The sequence below is a fragment of the Kutzneria kofuensis genome (genome assembly GCF_014203355.1).
GTDB lineage: Bacteria > Actinomycetota > Actinomycetes > Mycobacteriales > Pseudonocardiaceae > Kutzneria > Kutzneria kofuensis.
Map to the genome: position 1 here is coordinate 7,374,202 of NZ_JACHIR010000001.1, position 20,398 is coordinate 7,394,599.

The 20,398-nt window shown below is 70.1% G+C and carries 18 protein-coding genes; 8 read left to right on the forward strand and 10 right to left on the reverse strand.

Annotated elements, in window-relative coordinates; genetic code table 11:
- The first annotated feature begins 39 nt into the window (after positions 1–39).
- Positions 40–762, forward strand: a complete 723-nt coding sequence (locus BJ998_RS33700) for a polyprenol monophosphomannose synthase (protein ID WP_184867352.1) — start codon at positions 40–42, stop codon at positions 760–762.
- On the opposite strand, the gene BJ998_RS46740 is transcribed toward BJ998_RS33700, so the two are convergent.
- Positions 728–2,710 (reverse strand): serine/threonine-protein kinase, encoded by a 1,983-nt coding sequence (locus BJ998_RS46740; RefSeq protein WP_312890449.1) that lies wholly within the window; start codon positions 2,708–2,710, stop codon positions 728–730. The genes BJ998_RS33700 and BJ998_RS46740 overlap by 35 nt on opposite strands.
- Complete coding sequence (locus BJ998_RS33710) at positions 2,707–3,483, reverse strand: hypothetical protein (RefSeq protein WP_246488708.1); 777 nt, start codon at positions 3,481–3,483, stop codon at positions 2,707–2,709. Before BJ998_RS33710 ends, BJ998_RS46740 begins: the two co-directional genes overlap by 4 nt.
- Positions 3,484–3,576: 93 nt before the next feature.
- On the opposite strand from BJ998_RS33710, the gene BJ998_RS47850 reads away from it, so the two are divergent.
- The 3 genes from BJ998_RS47850 (at position 3,577) to BJ998_RS33725 (ending at position 7,355) form a co-directional block, all read left to right on the forward strand.
- Complete coding sequence (locus tag BJ998_RS47850; protein WP_246488709.1) at positions 3,577–4,428, forward strand: hypothetical protein; 852 nt, start codon at positions 3,577–3,579, stop codon at positions 4,426–4,428.
- A 327-nt stretch (positions 4,429–4,755) separates the two neighbouring features.
- Positions 4,756–5,898, forward strand: a complete 1,143-nt coding sequence (locus BJ998_RS33720) for an HNH endonuclease signature motif containing protein (RefSeq protein ID WP_184867353.1) — start codon at positions 4,756–4,758, stop codon at positions 5,896–5,898.
- A gap of 365 nt (positions 5,899–6,263) precedes the next feature.
- Complete coding sequence (locus BJ998_RS33725) at positions 6,264–7,355, forward strand: IS701 family transposase (RefSeq protein ID WP_184860234.1); 1,092 nt, start codon at positions 6,264–6,266, stop codon at positions 7,353–7,355.
- A 228-nt stretch (positions 7,356–7,583) separates the two neighbouring features.
- Here the strand turns inward: BJ998_RS33725 and BJ998_RS33730 are convergent, their stop codons facing one another.
- From BJ998_RS33730 to BJ998_RS33740, 3 genes are all read right to left on the reverse strand, one after another.
- Positions 7,584–8,921, reverse strand: coding sequence for a DUF4153 domain-containing protein (locus BJ998_RS33730; protein ID WP_184867354.1), 1,338 nt, complete (start codon positions 8,919–8,921; stop codon positions 7,584–7,586).
- Between the two features lie 123 nt (positions 8,922–9,044).
- Entirely contained in the window at positions 9,045–10,067 is a 1,023-nt protein-coding gene (locus BJ998_RS33735; RefSeq protein ID WP_184867355.1) for a HAMP domain-containing sensor histidine kinase, read from the reverse strand.
- Complete coding sequence (locus tag BJ998_RS33740) at positions 10,064–10,747, reverse strand: response regulator (protein ID WP_184867356.1); 684 nt, start codon at positions 10,745–10,747, stop codon at positions 10,064–10,066. Before BJ998_RS33740 ends, BJ998_RS33735 begins: the two co-directional genes overlap by 4 nt.
- An 84-nt stretch (positions 10,748–10,831) precedes the next feature.
- Here BJ998_RS33740 and BJ998_RS33745 point away from each other — a divergent pair, with 84 nt between their 5' ends.
- Positions 10,832–12,289 carry a serine/threonine-protein kinase gene (locus BJ998_RS33745; RefSeq protein WP_312890450.1) on the forward strand — a complete coding sequence of 486 codons (1,458 nt, stop codon included), beginning with the start codon at positions 10,832–10,834 and terminating at the stop codon, positions 12,287–12,289.
- Positions 12,290–12,444: 155 nt separating this feature from the next.
- On the opposite strand, the gene BJ998_RS33750 is transcribed toward BJ998_RS33745, so the two are convergent.
- Positions 12,445–15,777, reverse strand: coding sequence for an indolepyruvate ferredoxin oxidoreductase family protein (locus BJ998_RS33750; RefSeq protein WP_184867358.1), 3,333 nt, complete (start codon positions 15,775–15,777; stop codon positions 12,445–12,447).
- Between the two features lie 123 nt (positions 15,778–15,900).
- Here BJ998_RS33750 and BJ998_RS33755 point away from each other — a divergent pair, with 123 nt between their 5' ends.
- The gene (locus BJ998_RS33755) at positions 15,901–16,377 is read left to right on the forward strand and encodes an Lrp/AsnC family transcriptional regulator (RefSeq protein ID WP_312890451.1); all 477 of its coding nucleotides are present in this window, start codon (positions 15,901–15,903) and stop codon (positions 16,375–16,377) included.
- A gap of 3 nt (positions 16,378–16,380) precedes the next feature.
- Here the strand turns inward: BJ998_RS33755 and BJ998_RS33760 are convergent, their stop codons facing one another.
- Positions 16,381–16,761, reverse strand: a complete 381-nt coding sequence (locus BJ998_RS33760) for a DUF5997 family protein (protein WP_184867359.1) — start codon at positions 16,759–16,761, stop codon at positions 16,381–16,383.
- A 33-nt stretch (positions 16,762–16,794) separates the two neighbouring features.
- Here BJ998_RS33760 and BJ998_RS33765 point away from each other — a divergent pair, with 33 nt between their 5' ends.
- Positions 16,795–17,520 (forward strand): LysR family transcriptional regulator substrate-binding protein, encoded by a 726-nt coding sequence (locus tag BJ998_RS33765; RefSeq protein ID WP_312890452.1) that lies wholly within the window; start codon positions 16,795–16,797, stop codon positions 17,518–17,520.
- Positions 17,521–17,555: 35 nt separating this feature from the next.
- Here BJ998_RS33765 and BJ998_RS33770 read toward each other — a convergent pair whose 3' ends face one another.
- Both BJ998_RS33770 and BJ998_RS33775 read right to left on the reverse strand, forming a co-directional pair.
- Positions 17,556–18,404: an alpha/beta fold hydrolase gene (locus tag BJ998_RS33770; RefSeq protein ID WP_184867360.1), complete on the reverse strand. Its 849-nt coding sequence runs from the start codon at positions 18,402–18,404 to the stop codon at positions 17,556–17,558.
- Between the two features lie 28 nt (positions 18,405–18,432).
- On the reverse strand, positions 18,433–19,266 hold the full coding sequence (locus tag BJ998_RS33775; protein WP_184867361.1) for an SDR family oxidoreductase: 834 nt from the start codon (positions 19,264–19,266) through the stop codon (positions 18,433–18,435).
- 104 nt (positions 19,267–19,370) lie between these two features.
- On the opposite strand from BJ998_RS33775, the gene BJ998_RS33780 reads away from it, so the two are divergent.
- Positions 19,371–19,760 (forward strand): winged helix-turn-helix transcriptional regulator, encoded by a 390-nt coding sequence (locus BJ998_RS33780; protein WP_184867362.1) that lies wholly within the window; start codon positions 19,371–19,373, stop codon positions 19,758–19,760.
- 215 nt (positions 19,761–19,975) lie between these two features.
- Here the strand turns inward: BJ998_RS33780 and BJ998_RS33785 are convergent, their stop codons facing one another.
- Positions 19,976–20,179 (reverse strand): cold-shock protein, encoded by a 204-nt coding sequence (locus BJ998_RS33785; RefSeq protein ID WP_184867363.1) that lies wholly within the window; start codon positions 20,177–20,179, stop codon positions 19,976–19,978.
- Positions 20,180–20,398: the final 219 nt, after the last annotated feature.

Genomic DNA, 20,398 nt, shown 5'->3' on the forward strand with positions numbered 1-20,398 from the left:
CTGCGGCCACCCGTTGCCAGATCCCGTGAGGACCGATCCATGGCCGAGGCGGCCCCGAAGATCACCGTTGTCGTGCCCACGTACAACGAGCGCGAGAACCTGCCCGTGCTGGTGGCCAAGCTGCGCGAGCTGGACCTTCCCGGCCTGCACGTGCTGGTGGTCGACGACAACTCGCCGGACGGCACCGGCGACGTAGCCGACGGCCTGGCCGGCGACGACCTCGGCGTGCTGCACCGCACCGAGAAGGACGGCCTGGGCCGGGCCTACATCGCCGGCATCAGTCGCGCGCTGGACGAGGGCGCGGACGTCGTGATCCAGATGGACGCCGACCTCTCGCACCCGGTCGACCGCGTCCCGGCGCTGGTGGAGAAGCTGCTCGGCACCGATGCCGGCGTGGTGCTGGGTTCCCGTTACGTCGAGGGCGGGCGGACGGCGTCGGAGTGGCCGTGGCACCGCAAGGCGTTGTCGGCGTGGGCGAACTTCTACGTGAACGCGATCCTGCACCTGAGGGTCAAGGACGCCACCGCCGGCTTCAAGGCGTGGCGGGCGGCGACGCTGCGGGCCATCGACCTGCCGACGATCCGCAGCAACGGCTACTCGTTCCAGGTCGAGATGAACTACCGCACCGTCAAGCGGGGCCTGCGCATCCTGGAGGTGCCGATCGTGTTCGAGGAACGCGCCGAGGGCGCCTCCAAGATGACCTTCGCCGTGCAGCTGGAGTCCGCGATCACGCCCTGGAAGCTGCTTTTCGGGCGGATGTAGCCCACACCGTCGACACCGCCGCCAGCACGCCCGCCGCCGCGCAGCCGATTCCGTACGGCAGCGCCGGTTCGTGCTCGGCCAGCACCGCCACCAGCAGCCACCCGCCGAGTCCGAACAGCGCCCCCAGCGGCACCGCCGTGACGTACTTGCCCGGCCCTGTCCGTCCACGTCGGACGGTTCGGAGCGTGGATTCCAGGTACGCCAACGAGAACAGGCAGGCCAGCAGACTGCCCGCCCCCATCGCGCTGGCCAGCGGGAACTGCTGCGCCACGGCCGGGAATTCCTGTGTGCCGGCAGCGGACTGCAGCCTGCCGGTCACCGCTCCACCCACCAGCCACCGCGTGATGGCCGGGAACGCCACCGAGTCCTGCCCGGCCGCACTGGCGATCTGGATGCCCGCGAACGACAACGACATCGTCGCCGGTCCGCCCGTGATCGGCACCGGGATGCTCAGATCGACGCTGGCCGGCTGGCCGGGCCCGGTGCCGAGGACCGCGAGCTGAGTGACGGCGACCCGCGGACCGGGTGTCGGGGCGACGAAGGCGAGAACCACCATGGCGATGAGGGAGATGGCGGCGATCAGTCCCGGCAGCAACGCGGACCTACGAGCCGGCGGTGCTTCGGAGCGGCCCGACCGGCCGCCCCCGAACTGGTCCGCCTGTTCCCGATCGAACCGGCCCGGCTGCCTTTCGCCCCGGCCCGGCTGCCCGCCGTCGAAGCGGTCCGGCCGGGTCTCCCCAGTCCGGCCCGGCTCGAACCGATCCGGCTGCGTTTCCCCGAGCCGGCAGGATTGCCCGAACCGGCCTGGCTGCCGTTCGCCTGGCCGGTCCCGATCGAATTGCCCCGGCTGCGTTTCCCCGAGCCGGCCCGACTGTCCGAACCGGCCCGGCTGGTCTTCCCCCGACCGGCCCGGCCGACCCCGATCGAAGCGGTCCAGCTGGTCTTCCCTGAACTGGTCGGACTGTTCCCCGTCGAACCAGGCCGCCCTTGTCCCCTCCTCGAACTGCGTCGCCCGGAGCGTCGGCCTCGGCGCCGCGATCGGGCGGGGCCCCGATCCGCTGCCGGCCACGCGGGGTGTGAGGTGCACCGGAATCCCGGACCGCTGCAGCCACCCGGACCCGAAGGTGGCCTCCGCGGCGGTGGCGAGGTCGGCGGCGAAAGCCTCGGCGTCGCGGTAGCGGTGGTTGGTTTCCCTTGCCAGGGAACACATCACAACTTCGGCCAGCGGCGCGGGAACGCCGGTGATGGGGCGAGGATCGCCGAAGATGTGTTGCCGCATCATGCTCAGCGCCCCGCGGTCGGTCGCGAAGGGGAGCGTGCCGGACAGCAGTTCGTAAAGGACGGTGCCGGCGGAGTAGACGTCGGCGGCGGGCGTGAGGGGGTTGCCGGAGGCCTGCTCGGGTGAGATGTAGGCGGGCGTGCCGAGCACCTCACCGCCGTGAGTCACCAGCGTCGCACCCTCGCTGATCACCTGCGCGACGCCGAAGTCGGCGACCTTGAGCACGCCTTGCCTGGTGAACAACAGGTTCTTCGGCTTGACGTCCAGGTGCAGGACGCCGGCGGTGTGGGCGGCGTGCAGGCCGGCGAGGGTGGCCAGCGTGATGGCGCAGGCGGCGTCGGGCGTGATGCCGTGGGTGTGGAAGCGGTCGAAAACCGTGCCACCATCGAGCTTTTCCATCACCAGCAGGCTGTCGCGGCCGGTCTGCACGTAGTCGTACACCGGCACGATGTGCGGATGGTCAAGGCTGGCAAGGACTTTCGCCTCGCGGTCGAACCGGCTGCCCATGCCCGGCTTGTCCAGCAGCTCGGCCGGCAACTGCTTGATCGCCACGTGCCGGCCGAGCGACCGGTGCACGCCGGCGTACACCACGCCCATGCCGCCGGCCCCGATCATCGACCCGACCTGGTACTGCGGCAACGCATTGACGACGTTGGCGGGGGCAGTCACCCGGTCACCTCGTGGGTCAGCGGCATGCGGGTGGTCTCCGGCTCGACGACTTGCGGCAGCGGGTGCGGCGTGAGGTAACCGAGCACGAGCCCGATCACGGTGGTCCCGACGACGATCGGGATCTCCACGCTCGGTTCCGGCGGAATCACGCGCAGTACGGACAACGTCACGACGGCGACCAAGCCGGTGCCGAAACCGGCGGGCATGAAGCGCAGGGCCCGGCGCAAGCGATTGGCGGGGAGGCGATGGCGGGCCAGGGCGAGCAGACACGTCACCCAGGCGGCGATGGTGAGCAGCAGCACCGCGATGCCGAAAACGCCGTACACGGAAAGGATCGAGCCCCGGACGTCGGTGACGGTGTCCACCGCGGCGAGTTCGTTGCGGCCCACATCGAACAGTTCGACCGACGCCGGCAACAGGCCGATCGCCTGCCCGTCGAGGTCCGCGAGGTCGAGACCGAAGGTGCGGGTGGCCCGGCCGTGGGCGGCGATGTCGAACGGCAAAGTCGTGTCGTAGGCGAAGAACGTGAGCGCGAGGGCCGTGCCGGACAACCGGATGCTGCGGACGTGAACCGGGCTGGGGCCGTTGTTCGTGACGGTCACCGACAGCTGCACCGGGCGGCGCGGCGTGACCACCATGGTGTGGCCGGCGATGTCCTGGCCGTCCAGTGTGGCCGTGAGCGTCAGCGGATCATCCGACGCCTGCGCCGGGGTCGTGCCGGCCAGAATCATGCCGGCTGCCAGGGCAACCGCGACACCGGTGAGACGTCCCATCGAGAACTCCCAGTTGAGCCGGGCTTGACTGGCGGGAGATGCTACCGCCGGCCGGCCGCGCATGGGCTGAACGAACCACAGTGGATGGGGACGATGCGGTTTCTTGTTCGGACAGTGACGTTGCTGGCGCTCTGCGTGGGCATCCTGGCACCGGTGACGGCGATGGCCGCGACGGCGCCGGTCGTGTCGGTGACGCCGACGAGCGGGCCGGCCGGGAGCCAGTTCACGATCCACTGGAGCGGTTTCACCCAGTGCCGCGTGATCACGTTCACCTGGGCGGGAGCGCCGCTGGCGAGCGGATCGCCCGGCACGCAGGGAAGTGTGGTGGCGACCGCTCCGGCCGACGCCAAGGCCGGCACGTACGCGATCAACGCGACCTGCGGCAAGGAAACGGGGCTGACCCGCTTCACCGTTACGGTGACAACAACCACAGTCACCAGCGCGCCGCCGCCCACGACAACAACGCCACCGGTTGTCACGACAACGACGCCGCGCGTGACGACCACAACCCCGTCGCCCGTCACGACAACGACGGCCACGACCACCACGACGACCGTTGTCACCACAACAACATCCGCGCCGCCGCCGGTGACCGACGAGCCGAAGACCGACGGCGGCCTGAAGCTGGATCACAGCAGCATCCAGCCCGGCGACACGCTGTCCGCGTCCGGAACCGGTTGCGAACCGGGTCATGACGTGACACTGACCGCGGACGGGGAGCGGGTCGGTGAGGCGAAGGCGGACGGCGGTGGCTCCTTCACCGCGCCGGTGCAGTTCACCAAGATCGAGCCGGGCCGGCACACGATCATGGCCAGCTGCGGGGTGGAGCTCACCGGGGTGGTGGACCAGGCGCTGACCAGCTCCAGCGGCGACTACTCGTCGACGTTGATCGTGCTGGTGTTCTTCGTGCTTGGGGGGATCGTGTTCGTGCGGTTCGCTTATTAGGCGGGTGTCGGTGATGGCGGGTGGTGGTGGGGTGGGTTTTTGCGGTGGGGGTCGCGTGGGCGCACTTGTGGGTCGCGTGGATTTTGTGTGGAGCCTCTGGACGATGGCCTCCGAGGGGCAATTCCGGGGCAGGCTCCGCCTGCCCCTCGCGCGGAGAGCTTAGGCCATCGTCCACCTCCACACAAAATCCACGCTTAGGTGTTCGGTGTCGACGCTGAGGTGGCGGCGGCGCGATTATGCATGAAACACCAGGGTGCGCCGATTATGCATGAAACAATCACCCGTTAGTGATTCGAGTTCGATCTTCGCCGCGCGTATTCTGGACACATGAAAGAACTCACCCGTGAACTAGAGAATCGGGAACCCAGTGGGGACCTGTTCGATGTGATCATGGGTGTGGACTGGGCGAGGCTGGACGCCGACCAGTTGGTGACGGTGTCCATTCTCGCCCGGAAGATCAAGGCCTTTGCCGAGTGGGTCGAGCTGGCCGCCTTGCGCCGGGTCGAGGACATCACCGAGTTGGCCATGGCCCTCACCGAGCCGGAGCAGACCGTGGCTCGGCGCAAGGAAGCCGCCACGGTGCTGGACACGCTGCCCCGGTTGGCCGAGCTGCTACGGCGCGGCGAGTTGGACTTCCGCCGGCTCGACGCCGTGCGGGAACGGGTCCAGCACCTGTCCCCCGACCTGGTCGCCCAGGTCGAAGACGCCCTGGTCGGTGTGGCCGCCGGGTTGAACCGCACCCAGCTGTGCCGCAAGACCACCGCCCTGGTCGCCCACGCCGACCCCGACGGCTATGAGACCCGCTGCCGCAAAGCCACCAAAGACCGCCGAGTCGAGTTCGCCCCGCTCCCCGATGGCATGGCCAAGCTGACCTGGATCCTGCCCGCCGCCGAAGCCCACCTCGTGTTCCAGCAACTCTGCAAAGACGCCAAGGCACTTCCCGCCGACGATCGCACCACCGACCAGAAACGGTCCGATGCCCTACTCGACCGGTTGCGGGGCGCGTCCCGGGACTGGAACGTCCGAACCTTCGTCACCCTCTCCATGGAAACCCTGATGGGCCTGATCAACGACCCCGGCCACCTCGCCGGCTACGGCCCCATCGCCGCCGACACCGCCCGCGAGTTGGCCATGCACGGCCCCTGGCGCGGCATCCTCCTCGACCAGTACCGGCATGCCACCGCCATCACCACCGATACCTACCGCCCGACTGCGTTGATGAAGGAATTCGGCCATGTGTCCGCCGGTGGGACTTGTACTGCCCCCGGTTGCGCCAGCCCCATCCAGGAATACGACCACATCACCCCCTGGCCAACCGGCCACACCAAACCCGCCAATCTCCAGGGCCTCTGCCGGTGGCACCACCACCGCAAACACGACAACTACACCGTGACCAGAGACCCTAACGGCACCTCACACTGGACCACCCCCACCGGCCGCCACTACACGACCCACCCCACCGAATACTGACCGCCCCGGTTCTTTGACAATTCCACAGCGACCAACAACCGCCAACTCACCGCCCTCTCCGCAAGCTTGGGCCGATTTTGTGTGGAGGTGGACGATGGCCTAAGCTCTCCGCGCGAGGGGCAGGCGGAGCCTGCCCCGGAATTGCCCCTCGTAGGCCATCGTCCAGAGGCTCCACACAAAATCGGCCCACCCAACAGCGCTAATACTACAGCCGCACGGTGTGATACTTGTCGGCGTGTCGTGTTCACGGAGACCGCCGATGCGTGATCGACTTGGGTGTGCCGGACATGGAGCAGGACCTCACGGCCCTACCGGAGACGAACGCGGACGATCGCCTGGCGCGGTGGCGGGCAGGGTTCGAGGACATGTTCGCGCTGGTCGCAGGCCGGTTCGCACAGGCAGACTCACGCCACCGGGCCAGGATGTACCTGCTGGGCTTGCTGTCGGGCGCCGAGCGCAAGAACTCCTGGACGATCGCCGAGCAGGCCGGTGACCTGGCCCCTGACGGCATGCAGCGCCTGCTGAACTTCTACCGCTGGGACGCCGACGCGGTCCGAGACGACCTGCGGGACTACGTGCTGGACCAGATCACTGATCCCACCGGGGTCGTGGTCGCCGACGAGACCGGATTCCTCAAGAAAGGCACCAAATCCGCCGGTGTCCAACGGCAGTACTCCGGCACCGCCGGTCGGATCGAGAACTGCCAACTCGGCGTGTTCTTGACCTACGTGTCGGCCCGGGGGCGGGCGTTGATCGACCGCGAGCTCTACCTGCCCGCGTCCTGGACCGACGACCGCGAGCGCTGCGCGGAGGCCGGGATCGACGAGGATGTGGAGTTCGCGACCAAGCCCGTGCTGGCCCAACACATGCTGGCTCGCCTGCTGGAGGCGGGAAGGGACATCGACTGGTTCACCGCGGACGAGGCATACGGCGACAATCCCGGCCTGCGAACCTGGCTAGAAGACAACGACATCGACTACGTCATGGCCGTTTCCTGCGATCAGCGCTTCACCACCCCGAAAGGCGCTGTGCGGGCGGATGCGTTGGCTCGCAGCGCACCGCGCAAGGGCTGGCAACGCCTGTCGGCCGGTGAGGGCAGCAAGGGGCGCCGGCTGTATGACTGGCTGCTGCTGGACCCGGGCGCGGACGAGCACCTTCTCGTGGTGCGCCGGTCGATCAGCAAGCCGGACGAGTTGGCGTACTACATCTGCCACACCCGCCGTCCCGTGCCGTTGGCAGAACTTGTCCGGGTCGCCGGCAGTCGTTGGGGTGTCGAGGAAACCTTCCAGTTCGCCAAGAACGAGACCGGCTTGGACCACTACCAGGTCCGCAAGTATCAGGCGTGGTACCGACATGTCACGCTGTCGATGCTGGCCGCCGCGTTCCTGGCCGTGACCGCGTCCGCTGAACGCGACCGCGACGCAAAGGGGGCGTCACAGCCGGCCACGAGTGTTTGATCCCGTTGTCGTGCAACGAGATCAGACGTTTGTGGGCCATCCTGACGCGACCGACGCACCCCCGAGCGCACACTGATCGATGGTCGGACTGGCGGCGACTTCATCAGACCCACGCCCGGCGATGCCACTACCAGCGGCAACACCGCAAACATCACAGCCTGCGGCTGTAGTACTAAATACGCCCCTCACATCGGCCCAACCCAACACCTCTGGCTACCAGCCACCCCCTCACCGGCATTGCTCACCCAGCCCCGGCCCCGGTCGCACAACCTCCCGCGCCGCCGCCCGGCTTGCGTTCCACTCACGGGCGTCGTCGATCGGCAATGGACGCCACGGCATCGCGCACGCCTTCAATCCGTCCGGCAACCCGTCCAGCGCCGGCAGGATGTCCACCGACAGTCCTGACAGGTACAGCGAATCCAACCGCTGCGTCTGCTGCCACCGCTGCACATCCTGCCGTGCCACCAGGTATTCCGGATTGATCGCCGCCAGCACCAGCAGCGACCCCACGGCCGTGGTGATCATCGCTTTCGGCAGCCACCGCCCGCTCAGCTTGATGCCGGCGACGATCACCATCACGTACACCAGACCCAGCCAGATCTCGCACGCCTCCACCATCAACCGCAGCACGGTGAAGCCGTACGCCTCCTGGTACGCCCACATGCGACTCAACGCCGACGCCACCACGACCAGCGTCAGCAATGACAGCGCTCCGACAATTCCGCGCAGCCACAACCGATCCGCCGCCGTCTCGCGCGGCGCGATCCGTGCCGTGACGGCGATGACCGCGAGCGTCAGCACAGTGACGGCCGTCAGCTGCCAGAAGGCCGTCCGGGCGTACTGGGCATAGGTCAGGTCGGCGGTCCGCTGCACGTAGGCGCTGCCGCCGAACCACGACACCATCTGCACGCCCACGAACGCCGCGAACAGCACCACCAGCATTCCCACCGGAATCGCCCACTCCAGCCGGCGAACCACTGTCTGGCTCGGCTGCATCCGCCGCTGCCGCACGACCGGCCGCAGCGCCCCGGCCGCGAGCAAACCGCCGCCGAAGAACAGGAACAGCATCCGGATCACCGAGCCACCGTCCACTTTGGGCAGACTGTCGCTCAGCAACGTCGCGAAGTCCGGGTCCGCCGCCGCGAACAGCGCCCCGAAGATCACCACCATGCCCACGCCGACCGACACGGACAGCGTCATCCGCCCGCCGCCCCGGATCCGGCTGAACCCCTTGGTGAGGGACGGAAACGCCAGCACCGAGCCGAAAACCAGTGCCGTCGTCGTGCGGCCGCCGCTCACCGCGAGCGACCCCGTCACCAGCGCCGTCAACAGGCACAGCACGAACAGCCACTCCGCCGCCCGCAGCGTGCCGACGCCGACCAGCAGCACCGTCACCGCCGCCCAGCCGACGCTGATCAGCTTCGGCCGGCTGATCTGCGTGCACACCACCACGACCAGCAGCAGCGCCGCCGCCAACCAGCCGACGCCCGGTCTGTCCAGCGGCACCAGCGCCGCCGTGATCACACCGGCGAACAGGACGGGCCACGGTTTCGGGGCAGGATTCATCACGACTCCAAGACAGGTGTCATCGCCGTCGCGCCCGAACGGGCGGACGGGGCGTGCTTCATCGGCCGTTCCTGAGCGAACGGCGACCAGGGAAAGGTTCCGGACGGTGAAAGTGAGGTGTGGTCAGGCCGCTGGCAGTGTCACCTTGATCCGGCAGCCGGCGCGTCCCGGGTCGACCACCGCGATGGTGCCGCCGTGCAGGTCCACGACCCACCGCGCAATGGCCAACCCCAGCCCCGTACCCCCATCGCCGGAGCGTTCCCCACGGGTGAACCGCTCGAACACCCGGTCACGGTCGGCGGCGGCGATGCCGGGGCCCTGGTCGAGCACCTCGATGACGGTGTGGTCGGCGTGCGCCGAGGCCAGCACCCGCACCAAACCCCCACGGGGACCGTGCCGGGAGGCGTTGTCCAGCAGGTTGGCGACGACCTGGTGCAGCCGCCCGCGGTCCGCGTAGACGGTGGCGTCGGCGGGGGAGACCTTGACCTCGAACCGGGTGCCCCGGTCGGCGACCTCGGCCTCGGCGACCATGTCGGCCAGCAGCGGAGCCAGCTCCAGCTGTTCACGGGTCAGCGTCAGCACCCCGGCGTCCAACCGGGACAGGTCGAGCAGCTCCTCGACGAGCCGGCCGAGGCGCTGGGTCTGGGCCAGGGCGGTGCTCATGGTGGCGGGATCGGCCGGGACCACGCCGTCGACGACGTTCTCCAGCACGGCCTGCAGCGCGGTGATCGGGGTCCGCAGCTCGTGGGAGACATTGGCGATCAGATCCCGCCGCTGCTGGTCGGCGGCGCCGAGATCGGCGGCCATCTGATTGAACGCCGTCGCCAGCTCGCCGACCTCGTCCCGGGCAGTCGCCCGCACCCGGACGGCATACTCGCCGCGGGCGATGGCCTTGGCCGACGCGGTCATCTCCCGCAGCGGCCGGGTCATCCCGTGCGCCAGCACCTGCGAGGTGAACAGCGCCAGCACGATGGCCATGATGGACGTCGCCGGCGGCAGCCAGCCGATCTGCCACCGGAAGAACGCCAGCGCGGTGGCGCCGGAGGCGACCAGCAGAATCCCCAGCTTGAGCTTGATCGACCGCACCGGATCCAGTGGCCGGGGCAGCAGCTCCAACCCCGTCAACACCCGATCGGGCAACTTCATCGCGGCACCTCCAGTGCGTAGCCGACACCGTGCACGGTCCGGATCAGGTCCGCGCCGAGCTTGCGTCGCAACGCCTTCACGTGACTGTCCACGGTGCGGGTGCTGGCGGCCTCGCCCCATCCCCACACCTCGGCCAGCAGCCGCTCCCGGGGCAGCACCGCCCGCGGCCGCCCGGCCAGGTGCACCAGCAGCTGGAACTCGGTCGGCGTCAGGTGCACCTCGTCGCCGCCCCGGTGCACCCGCCGCTCGACGACGTCGATCTCCAGGTCGGCGAGCACGATGCGGTGCCCGTCCAGCTGCTCGGCGCGGCCGGCGCGGCGCAGCAGGGCGTGCACCCGGGCGGCCAGCTCCCGGATGGAGAACGGCTTGGTCAGGTAGTCGTCGGCCCCGACGGCCAGCCCGACCAGCAGGTCGGTCTCCTCGTCACGGGCGGTCAGCATGAGCACCGGCACCGGCCGGTCGGCCTGGATCCGCCGGCACACCTCCAGCCCGTCGAAGCCCGGCAGCATCACGTCGAGCACCACCAGGTCCGGCCGCCGGGCCGCGGCCGCGGCCACCGCGGACGGCCCGTCGGCGGCGATCTCCACCTCGAAGCCCTCGGCCCGCAGCCGCGCCGCCACCGACTCGGCGATCGTCGGCTCGTCGTCGACGACCAGCACCCTGCGCTGTCCATCCGCCATGGGACCGACCCTAGACGCGGGCCGTGGAGAGCGATGGCGGAAGATGTGAAGGTCTCGTGGAGGGGGTTCGACAGCGTGAACCGGGTGGTGGCCGACAGGTACGTGATCGTCGGCGAGCTGGGCCGGGGCGGCATGGGCGTGGTGTGGCGCGCCGACGACCGGGTGATCGGGCGGCAGGTCGCGCTCAAGGAGATCCAGGTGCCGCCGGGCGGCCTGGACCGGGTGCTGCGCGAGGCGCGCACCGCGGGCCGGCTCAACGACCCGGGCGTGGTCACCGTGTACGACGTGCTCACCGACCGCGGCTCCACGTTCGTGGTGATGGAGCTGGTGGAGGCCCCGACGCTGGCCGACATCATGGCCGCGCAGGGACCGCTCGACCCGAACCGGGTCGCCGCCATCGGCCTGGCGCTGCTGTCCGCGTTGGAGGTCGCGCACGCGGCCGGCATCGTGCACCGAGACGTCAAGCCCAGCAACGTGATGCTGCTGCCCGGCGACCGCGTGAAGCTGGCGGACTTCGGCATCGCCCGTGCCATGGACGACCCCGGCCACACGGCCAGCGGCGTGCTCGGCTCGCCCGGCTACATGGCGCCGGAACTGTTCAACGCCGGCTATCCCAGCCCCGCGTCGGACCTGTGGGCACTCGGCGCGACCATGTTCCACGCCGTCGAGGGGCGTGGACCGTTCCACCGCGACACCACGGCCGCCACCCTGCACGCGATCATGTACGAGGAGCCGCGGCTGCAGCTGTGCCAGGGGCCGCTGGCGGACGTGATCATGGGGCTGTTGACGCAGGACCCGTACCAGCGGTGGACTCCGGCCCAGGTGCGGCAGGTGTTGTCCGGCGGCCCTCGACTGGCGTCGACGCGGCCGGTGGATCCGTGGGCGGACGAGCCGAAACCCGGCCGCCGCAAGGCTTTCCTCATCGGCGGCGCGGCCGTGGCGGTGGTCGCCGTGGCGACGACGTCCGCGGTGCTGCTGACCAATTCGGGGCAGCAGGACGGGGTGGCATCGGCCGCGGCGATCGCCTCGACCACGGCGACGACGTCCGCGCTGCCGACGATGACGACCACGACCGCCACGACAACGTCATCGACCACCACCACAACCACCACGACGACGACCACGACCACGTCGAAGGCGCCGCCGCTGGCGTTGCTGCTGCTGACCCGGTACGCCAACCCGAAGGGCTTCCACTACAGTGGCACGCCCAAGGCCGCCGTGCCGACCGGGTTCAAGGCGGAGGGGCCGCTCGGCTCGCTGGTGGCCAAGCCGGAGCCCGGCACCGTCAAGTTCTACTCGTGCAAGATGAAGACCACCGACGACCACTTCAGCTCGCTGGACCAGACCGGCAAGTGCGAGGGACAGACCACGGTCGCCCTGCTCGGATACGTCTACCAGAGCAAGCCGTCCGGCGTCGTCACCATCCCGCTGTACCGGTGCAACGCCGGGGCCAGCCACTTCGACTCGGTGATGGCGAACTGCGAGAGCTCCAAGGTCGTCAAGGAGGGCACGCTCGGCTACCTCGTGTCCACCGGCGGCTAGCGGATCTTCGTCCGGGCGGCGACGGCGTTTTTGACGTCACGAGGTCACGTTCGGGTCCGTAGCGTTGTCCTGGCCGCGCCCCGTTTCACCCCCCGTAACGGGGACCGGCCCGCTGTCCCCGGCTCCTCACCCTTCTGGAGCCGGGGCAGCCTCTCTCAGCGCACCGGCAACGGCTGTTTGCCCAGCTCGGCGACCAGTTCCGTGAGCTGCGACCGGTACTTGCGCACCGAATCGACCTTGATCTGCTCGTAGCCGCGGACCAGGTCGGGCAGGCCGGCGATGCGCACCGCCAGCTCCTCCGGCGCGCCGTTCAGCCGGCCGACGACGTCCACGTACTCGGCGATCAGCTCCCGCTCCAGCCGGCGCAGCGCGGTGTGCCCGAACACGTCGAGCCAGCCGCCGCGGACCCGCCGCATCGACCGCAGCACGCGGAACGCCGGTCCGGCGGTGCGGCCCAGCGCCAGCTTGCGGCGCATGCCCAGCGCCCGCAGCAGCGGCGGGTGGAGCATGACCTTGACCTTGGCGTCGGGGCCGAACTGCTGGCGCACAGCCGGGTCGAGGTGCAGGCGGGCCACCTCGTACTCGTCCTTGTACGCCATCAGTTTGTAAAGGTTGCGCGCCACGACCTCCCGCACGGCCTCGCTCTCCACCCCGGCGAGAACGTCGACATAGCGGCGGGCGTAGCGCGCGTTCTGGTAGCCGATCAGGTCGGCGGTGCGGGTCAGCGCGACCGGCGAGTCGATGCCGGTCTCCACCAGCATTTCCCGTGCCGCGTCGAGGAACGGCTCCGCCCGCAGCAGCTCGTCCGGCTTGGCGTCCTCGGTGGCCGGCCAGCCCGGTTCGAGGACCAGCTTGCGGCCGGCGCGGAACGCCTGGATCGTGGTGGCGACGCCGACGCCGTTCTGCTCGATGGCCGCCTCGATCGACCTGGCGGTCATCGGCAGCAACCCGGACTGGTAGGCCGCGCCGATCACCAGGAAGTTCGCCGCGGTGGTGCTGCCGAACAACCGCGCGGCGACGCCGAGCGCGTCCACGGTGACCATCCGGCCGCCGATCGTGCGGTCGGCGATCGTGCCGAGAAGCGTTGCGCTGGCCGGGAAAACCGCCGACGGGTCGGTGACCGTCGCGCCCGTCGGCGTCTGGCTGGTGGACACCACCGCGACCGTGCGGTCCGGCGCGCAGCGGTCCAGATTGGACGAAGCCGTGGCGGCGAGGGCGTCGAGCGCCAGGTACGTGTCGGCCGCGCCGAACCCGACCAGGCCCGGCCGTTCCCGGTGCTCCGGGCCGACCCGCAGGTGCGACACCACCGCGCCGGCCTTCTGGCTCAGCCCGGTCTGGTCCATCGCGCGGGCGTCCATGCCGTCCAGCAGCGCCGCGGACGCCAGCACCTGGTTGGCCGTCACCACACCGGTTCCGCCGACGCCGACCAGCACCACGTTGGCCTGGCCCGGTCGCTGCGCCGGCTCCGGCAGGTCGCCGCTCAGCTCCGGCGGGCGAACCTTTGCCTTGGCAGCGCCGGGAACCACGGTCATGAACGACGGGCAGTCGCCGAGCAGGCAGGAGAAGTCCTTGTTGCAGGACGTCTGGTCGATGCGGGTCTTGCGGCCGAACCCCGTCTCCACCGGCTCGACGCTGAGGCAGTTGGACTTGGCGCCGCAGTCGCCGCAGCCCTCGCACACCGACTCGTTGATGAACACGCGCTGCGGCGGCTCGGGTGCCTTGCCGCGCTTGCGCTTGCGGCGCGTCTCCGCCGCGCAGGCCTGGTCGTAGAGCAGGACGGTCGTTCCCTTGACCGTCCGGAGTTCGCGTTGTACGGCATCGAGATCGTCACGATGCCTGACAGTCACGCCGCCGGCCCATGCCGTTCCGCGCGGGTACTTGCCCGGATCGTCCGTCACCACAACGATTTTCGCCACGCCCTCGGCGTGCAGCAGGTGCGTGACGCCGACCGGGTCGATGGCGCCCTCGGCGTCCTGACCGCCGGTCATCGCCACCGCGCTGTTGTAGAGCAGCTTGAACGTGATGTTCGTGCCGGCCGACACCGCCTGCCGGATGGCGAGGCTGCCGGAGTGGAAGAACGTGCCGTCGCCGAGGTTCTGGAACATGTGCCCGGTGCCGCTGAACGGGGCCGCGCCCACCCAGGTCGCGCCCTCGCCGCCCATCTGCGTCATGCCGAGGCTGCGGTCCATGAACGTGGTCATCGCGTGGCAGCCGATGCCGGCCGAGGCAAGGGATCCGTCCGGCACCACCGTGGACCGGTTGTGCGGGCAGCCGGAGCAGAAGAACGGGGTGCGGCTGACCGGCGTCAGCGTCAGCTGCGGGCGCTTGCGGGGCAACGGATGCACCGCGTCCCTGCCGAACCGTTCCGTCAGCAGCTTGGTCAGCGACAACGCGATCCGGTCGGCGTCGAGCTCGCCGTTGACGGGGATGATGTCCTTGCCCCGCACGCGTGGCCGGGTCGGCAGGTCGTACAGCGCGTCCCGGACCATCGGCTCCACGAAGGCCCGCTTGTCCTCGACCACCACGATCTCGTCCAGGCCGTCGGCGAACTCGCGGACCGTCTCCTGGTCGAGCGGGTGCACCAGGCCCAGGCGGAGCATGCGCACGCGGTGGATCTGCTCGTCGATGCCCAGCCGGTGCAACGCCTCGCGGAGCTCCACATAGGACCGACCCACGCCGATGAAGCCGATCCTGGCCCCGTCGCCGGCGCCCTCGATGCGGTTGATCCCGTTGGCCCGCGCGAAGGCCGTGGCCGCGGCCAGCCGGCCGTCCAGCACCTCGCGTTCCATCTCCAGCGCCGCCGGGATGTCCACGCCCGGCTTGCGCGACGGCTGCCACGGGCGGCCCAGCCAGCTGAACTCCGGCGTCGTCACGTCGAGCGGCTCGTCGACGTCCACCACCTCGGTGGCATCGGCGATGCTGGTCAGGACCGTCATGCCAACCCACGTGCCGCTGAACCGGGACATCTCGATGCCCAGCCGGCCCAGCCGCAGCACGTCCGCCACCGAGGCCGGCGCCAGCACCGGCATCATCGACTCCGCCAGCGCCATCGCCGAGTTCGACGGCAGCGTGGAGGACTTCGCCGCCGGGTCGTCGCCGGCCACGACCAGCACGCCGCCCTTGGGGGTCGTGCCCATCCAGTTGCCGTGCTTGAAGGCGTCGGACGAGCGGTCGACGCCGGGGGCCTTGCCGTACCAGAGGCCGAACACGCCCTCGTAGCTCGGATCGGGCAGCTGGGTGCTCAGCTGCGAGCCGTAGACCACGGTCGCGGCCAGCTCCTCGTTGACGCCGGGCACGAACCGGATGTCGTGCTCGGCCAGCAGCGCCGACTGCTTGAGCAGGAGCTGGTCGAGCCCGGCCAGCGGCGAGCCGCGGTAGCCCGAGACCAGGCCGGCCGTGCGCCACCCGCGGGCGCGATCGGCCTTGCTCTGGTCGACGAGCAGCCGGGCCAGCGCGTGCACACCGTTGAGCAGCTGCCGATCGGACACTTCGACCCTCCTTCACCCTGCGCAGGTTGACCTAGATTGCACGTCGACCGAGGGCTTATGCGCAATATGAGGGTCGTCCGATTGAGCGATATGCTCAGCCGGGATGGCCCAAGGGACGAGAGGGTGAGCAGAACGGTGACTCTCGACACACTGGACCTGCGCATACTGCGTGAGCTGGTGCGACGGCCCCGGGCCGGCATCACGGAGCTGGCCAGCCTGCTCGGCGTCGCCCGCAACACCGCGCACGCCCGCGTCCAGCGCCTGGAACGCGAGGTCGTCGGCGATCGCGGCCGTGGCGTCGACCTGGCGGCGATGGGGTTGGAGGTCACCGCGTTCGTGACGCTGGAGGTCGCCCAGGGCCGCTTCAACGAGGCCGTCGCCGGTCTCAAGACCGTGCCCTACGTGTTGGAGGCGCACGGCATCGCCGGCGCCGGCGACCTGCTCGTGCGCGTTGTCGCCCGTAGCAACCAACACCTGCACCAGGTGGTCGCGTCCGTATTGGCGTGTCCGGGCGTGCTGCGCAGCACCACCGCCGTGTCGCTCACGCAGCCCGTGTCCTACCGGGTGGATCCGCTGTTCGAGGTGGTCCAGGGCGAGTGAGGGTCATCCCGCCTTGTCGGCCTTGGCCTTCAGCTGCTGCTGCTCCCGCCGGAACTCCGCCTGGATCTCGCGCTCGCGCACCAGCCAGTCGGGGTTGCTCTCCTTCAGCTCGTCGATCTGGGCGGTGGTCAGGGCCTCGGTGATGCCGGCGCGGGCCAGGCCGCCGATGGAGACGCCCAGCTTGGACGCGATCACCTGGCGCGGGTGCGGGCCGTTGCGGCGCAGGTCGCGCAGCCACTCCGGCGGGTTGGCCTGCAGCTCGTTCAGCTCGTCGCGCGACACGACCCCGTCCCGGAACTCCTCGGGCGTGGCCTCCAGGTACACGCCCAGCTTCTTCGCCGCGGTCGCCGGCTTCATCGTCTGGGGTGTCTTCTGCGACGTCATGGGCACAGGGTAGTGGCCGGTAGCCTTGGCCCCGTGACTGCACCTGCGTCGTTCCGGCTCGCCTACGTGCCGGGGGTGACTCCCGCCAAGTGGGTGCGCACGTGGCAGGAGCGGATGCCCTCCGTCCCGCTGACCCTCGTCCGGGTGACGGCCGCTGCCGCCGAGGACGCCGTCCGTGCCCGTGACGCCGACGCCGTGCTGCTCCGGCTGCCCGTCGACCGCACCGGCCTGCACGCCATACCTCTCTATACGGAGACCACCGTCGTGGTCGTCCCCAAGGACCACTTCCTGGCCGCCGCCGACGAGCTCACCGCCGCCGACCTGGCCGACGACGTCGTGCTCCATCCGCTCGACGACGTCCTGGAGTGGACCGAGCCCCTCCCCGGCAAGCCCGCCCTCGAACGCCCGGCCACCACCGAGGACGCCGCCGAGCTGGTCGCCGCCGGGGTCGGGCTGCTGGTCGTGCCCCAGTCGCTGGCCCGGCTGCACCACCGCAAGGAGCTCACCTACCGCCCGTTCCCGCCGGCCCCGACCTCGCAGGTGGCGCTGTCGTGGCCGGCGGAGGAGACCACGGACCTGATGGAGCAGTTCATCGGCATCGTGCGAGGTCGGACGGTGAACAGCAGTCGCGGGAGCCAGCCGGAACCGGCCAAGGCCAAGCGCGCCGAGCCGCGGAAGCCGGCGGCCGGCGCGAGTCGGCAGCGGAGCGCAGGCGCCGCGCGAGGTGGCGGGCGAGGAAAGCCGCGCCGCCGCGGCTGAGCGGTGGCGGGCCTGGAACCCGCCGCCGCATCCGATCAGTCCTTGTTCGCGGCGAGGTGCTCCAGCAGCAGCGGGATCACCTTGTCCGCCGAGTCCTCGGGCAGCCAGTGGCTGGCCCCGGCCAGCTCGACGAACCGGTACGGCCCGTCCACCCAGTCCTTGGTGGCCTCGGCGGCGGTCCGTCCCAGCGCCTGGTCCTCGCTGCCCCAGACGAACAGCGTCGGCGCCGACACGCGGCCGGCGGGGATGTCCAGGTCGTCGGTGGCCACGGCCCGGTACCAGTTCAGCGCCGCGGTCAGCACTCCCGGCTCGGAGAGCCGCTTGACGTTGCGCTCCACCAGTTCCTCGGACACCCGGCCGCCGTAGGCGGCCCGCAGCCGGTTGCCGTTGTCGGCGAGGACGGCCTGCTCGGCGCCCCCGACGTTGCCGCGGAACAGTCGGATGTAGGCGAACTTCTCGTACTGGTCCCGGTCGGACTGCACGGCGGCGTGCAGGGCCTGGGGGTGCGGCGTGGCCAGCACGGTCAGGGACTTGAGCCGGTCGGAGTGCGCACCGGCCAGCGTCCACGCGACGGCGCCGCCCCAGTCGTGGGCGACGAGGTGGAAGCGCCCGCCGCCCTGGGAGTCGGCGAAGCCCAGGGCGTCGGACACCAGGTTGTCCACGGTGTAGTCGGAAACCGACGTGGGCCGCGCGCCGGGGGAGTAGCCGCGCTGGTCGACGGCCACAGCCCGGTAGCCGGCCGCGCCCAGCGCGGTGAGCTCCTCGGTCCAGCAGTCGGCGAACTCGGGGTAGCCGTGCAGCAGCAGCACCAAGTCGCCGTCCGCGGGACCGGCGGCGAGCGCGTCGAACACGTGCTCGCCGAGCGTGATCGTCAGTGATTCCATGCCGGCAGTCTGCCGGAGAACCCCCGGGTCAGCGGCCGAGAGTGGCGGCGATCGAGGACGTCAGCGGCGTGGTCGGGTGCCCGATCAGCCGCGACAGGTCGCCGGAGCCGTCGACCAGCGCCCCGCCGGCCAGGTTGCCGTCGACCTCGACGAGCAGGTCCACCACGTGCGGCGGCAGGCCGGCCTCGGTCAGGGCGGCGCGGTGCTCGGCCGAGCTCAAGTTCCGGTACTCGACGGCCTTGCCGGTCACGTCGGCGACCGCGGCGGCCAGGTCCTGGTAGCTCCACGCCACGTCGCCGGCCAGCTCGTAGATCTTGTTCTCGTGCCCGGTCCCGGTCAGCACGGCGACGGCGGCCTCGGCGTAGTCGGCCCGGGCGGCGGTGGCCAGCCGGCCCTCGCCGGCGCTGCCGATGAAGGACCCGGTGGCCGCGGCCTGCTGGAAGGTCGGCGCGTACATCTCCGTGTACCAGCTGTTGCGCAGGAAGGTGAACGGGATGCCGGCCTCGCGGATCATCACCTCGGTGGCCTTGTGCTCGGCGGCGAGGCTCAGCGGGCTGGTGTCGGCGTGCAGGATGCTGGTGTACACGAGGTGCGGCACGCCGGCGGCCTTGGCCGCGTCCACGACGGCGCGGTGCTGGTCGACGCGCTTGCCGACCTCGCTGCCGGAGATGAACAGCACCTTGTCGGCGCCGTCGAACGCGCCGGCCAGGCTGGCCGGGTCGTCGTAGCTGCCGACCCGCACCGGCACGCCGAGGTCGGCGGCCTTGGCCGGGTCGCGGACCAGCCCCACGGTGTCGGCGGCGGGCAGACCAGCGAGAACGAGACGGCCGAGGGCGCCGGTGGCGCCGGTCACGACAATCATCTGACGTGCTCCTTCGTTCAGGTTCGTACCGTCACGAGGATTGCACTAACTTTTAGAAAGTGCAAACTGCAGGGTTGTGCTGTGCGTGAGCTACCATGGGTGGCATGAGCGGGTCCGACTTCGAGGAGCACGGCCGCGTCCTGTTCGACGTGTTCGCCCGCAACTGCTCGTCCCGGGCGACTCTGGAGCACGTCACCGGGCGGTGGGGAATCCTGGCGCTGGCCGCGCTGCGCGACGGCACGATGCGGTTCAACGCGCTGCGCAGGCGCGTGGACGGGGTCAGCGAGAAGATGCTCGCCCAGACCCTGCAGGCGCTGGAGCGGGACGGCTTCGTTCGCCGCGACGCGCAGGCGACGATCCCGCCGCGGGTGGACTACAGCCTCACGCCGCTGGGTGAGGCGACCGCGAAGCGGCTGTTCGAGCTGATCGAGTTCGTCGAGGACCACATGCTGGAGGTCACCGCGAACCAGGCTCGGTACGACGCTGAGAAATAGCCAAGTCAGGACAGGCCGCGAGGCCCCGCCGATGCTTCGCACGGTTGCTGGATTTCGCCCGCCGCCACCCGACGCGCGCCGTCACCCGAGCCGACGCGGCGGGCGAAATCCAGCAAGGGCGAGGCATCGGCTACCCGGGGGCCGAGCCGCGCGCGGAACGCGCGCCATACATACGGAAGGGCCCGCGCCGGTCGGCGCGGGCCCCTCTGTTCGGCTCAGATGGCGCGGACGCTCTGGGCCTGCGGGCCCTTCTGGCCCTGGCCGATCTCGAACTCGACGCGCTGACCCTCGTCCAGGGTCTTGAAGCCGCTACCCTGGATCTCCGAGTAGTGCACGAAGACGTCGGGACCGCCACCGTCCTGCGCGATGAACCCGAAGCCCTTTTCGCTGTTGAACCACTTCACATTGCCCTGCGCCATACCACTAACTCCCTGTAAGCCGAGCCAGGCCATCACAACGAAAAGCCCCGGTCTCACGGCACATCATGCCACCACGAGGGCCCGTAGCGGAGTGTGCGGCGCGGATAAGTTCGCGATTCTCGCCCGATAGGGGAGTTTTCGCAGGTCAACGGGGGTAGGCCCGGTACGGTGCGCGGCTCGTCGTCACGTTCGGTGTGCCTCGATCGGGGTAACCAGTGC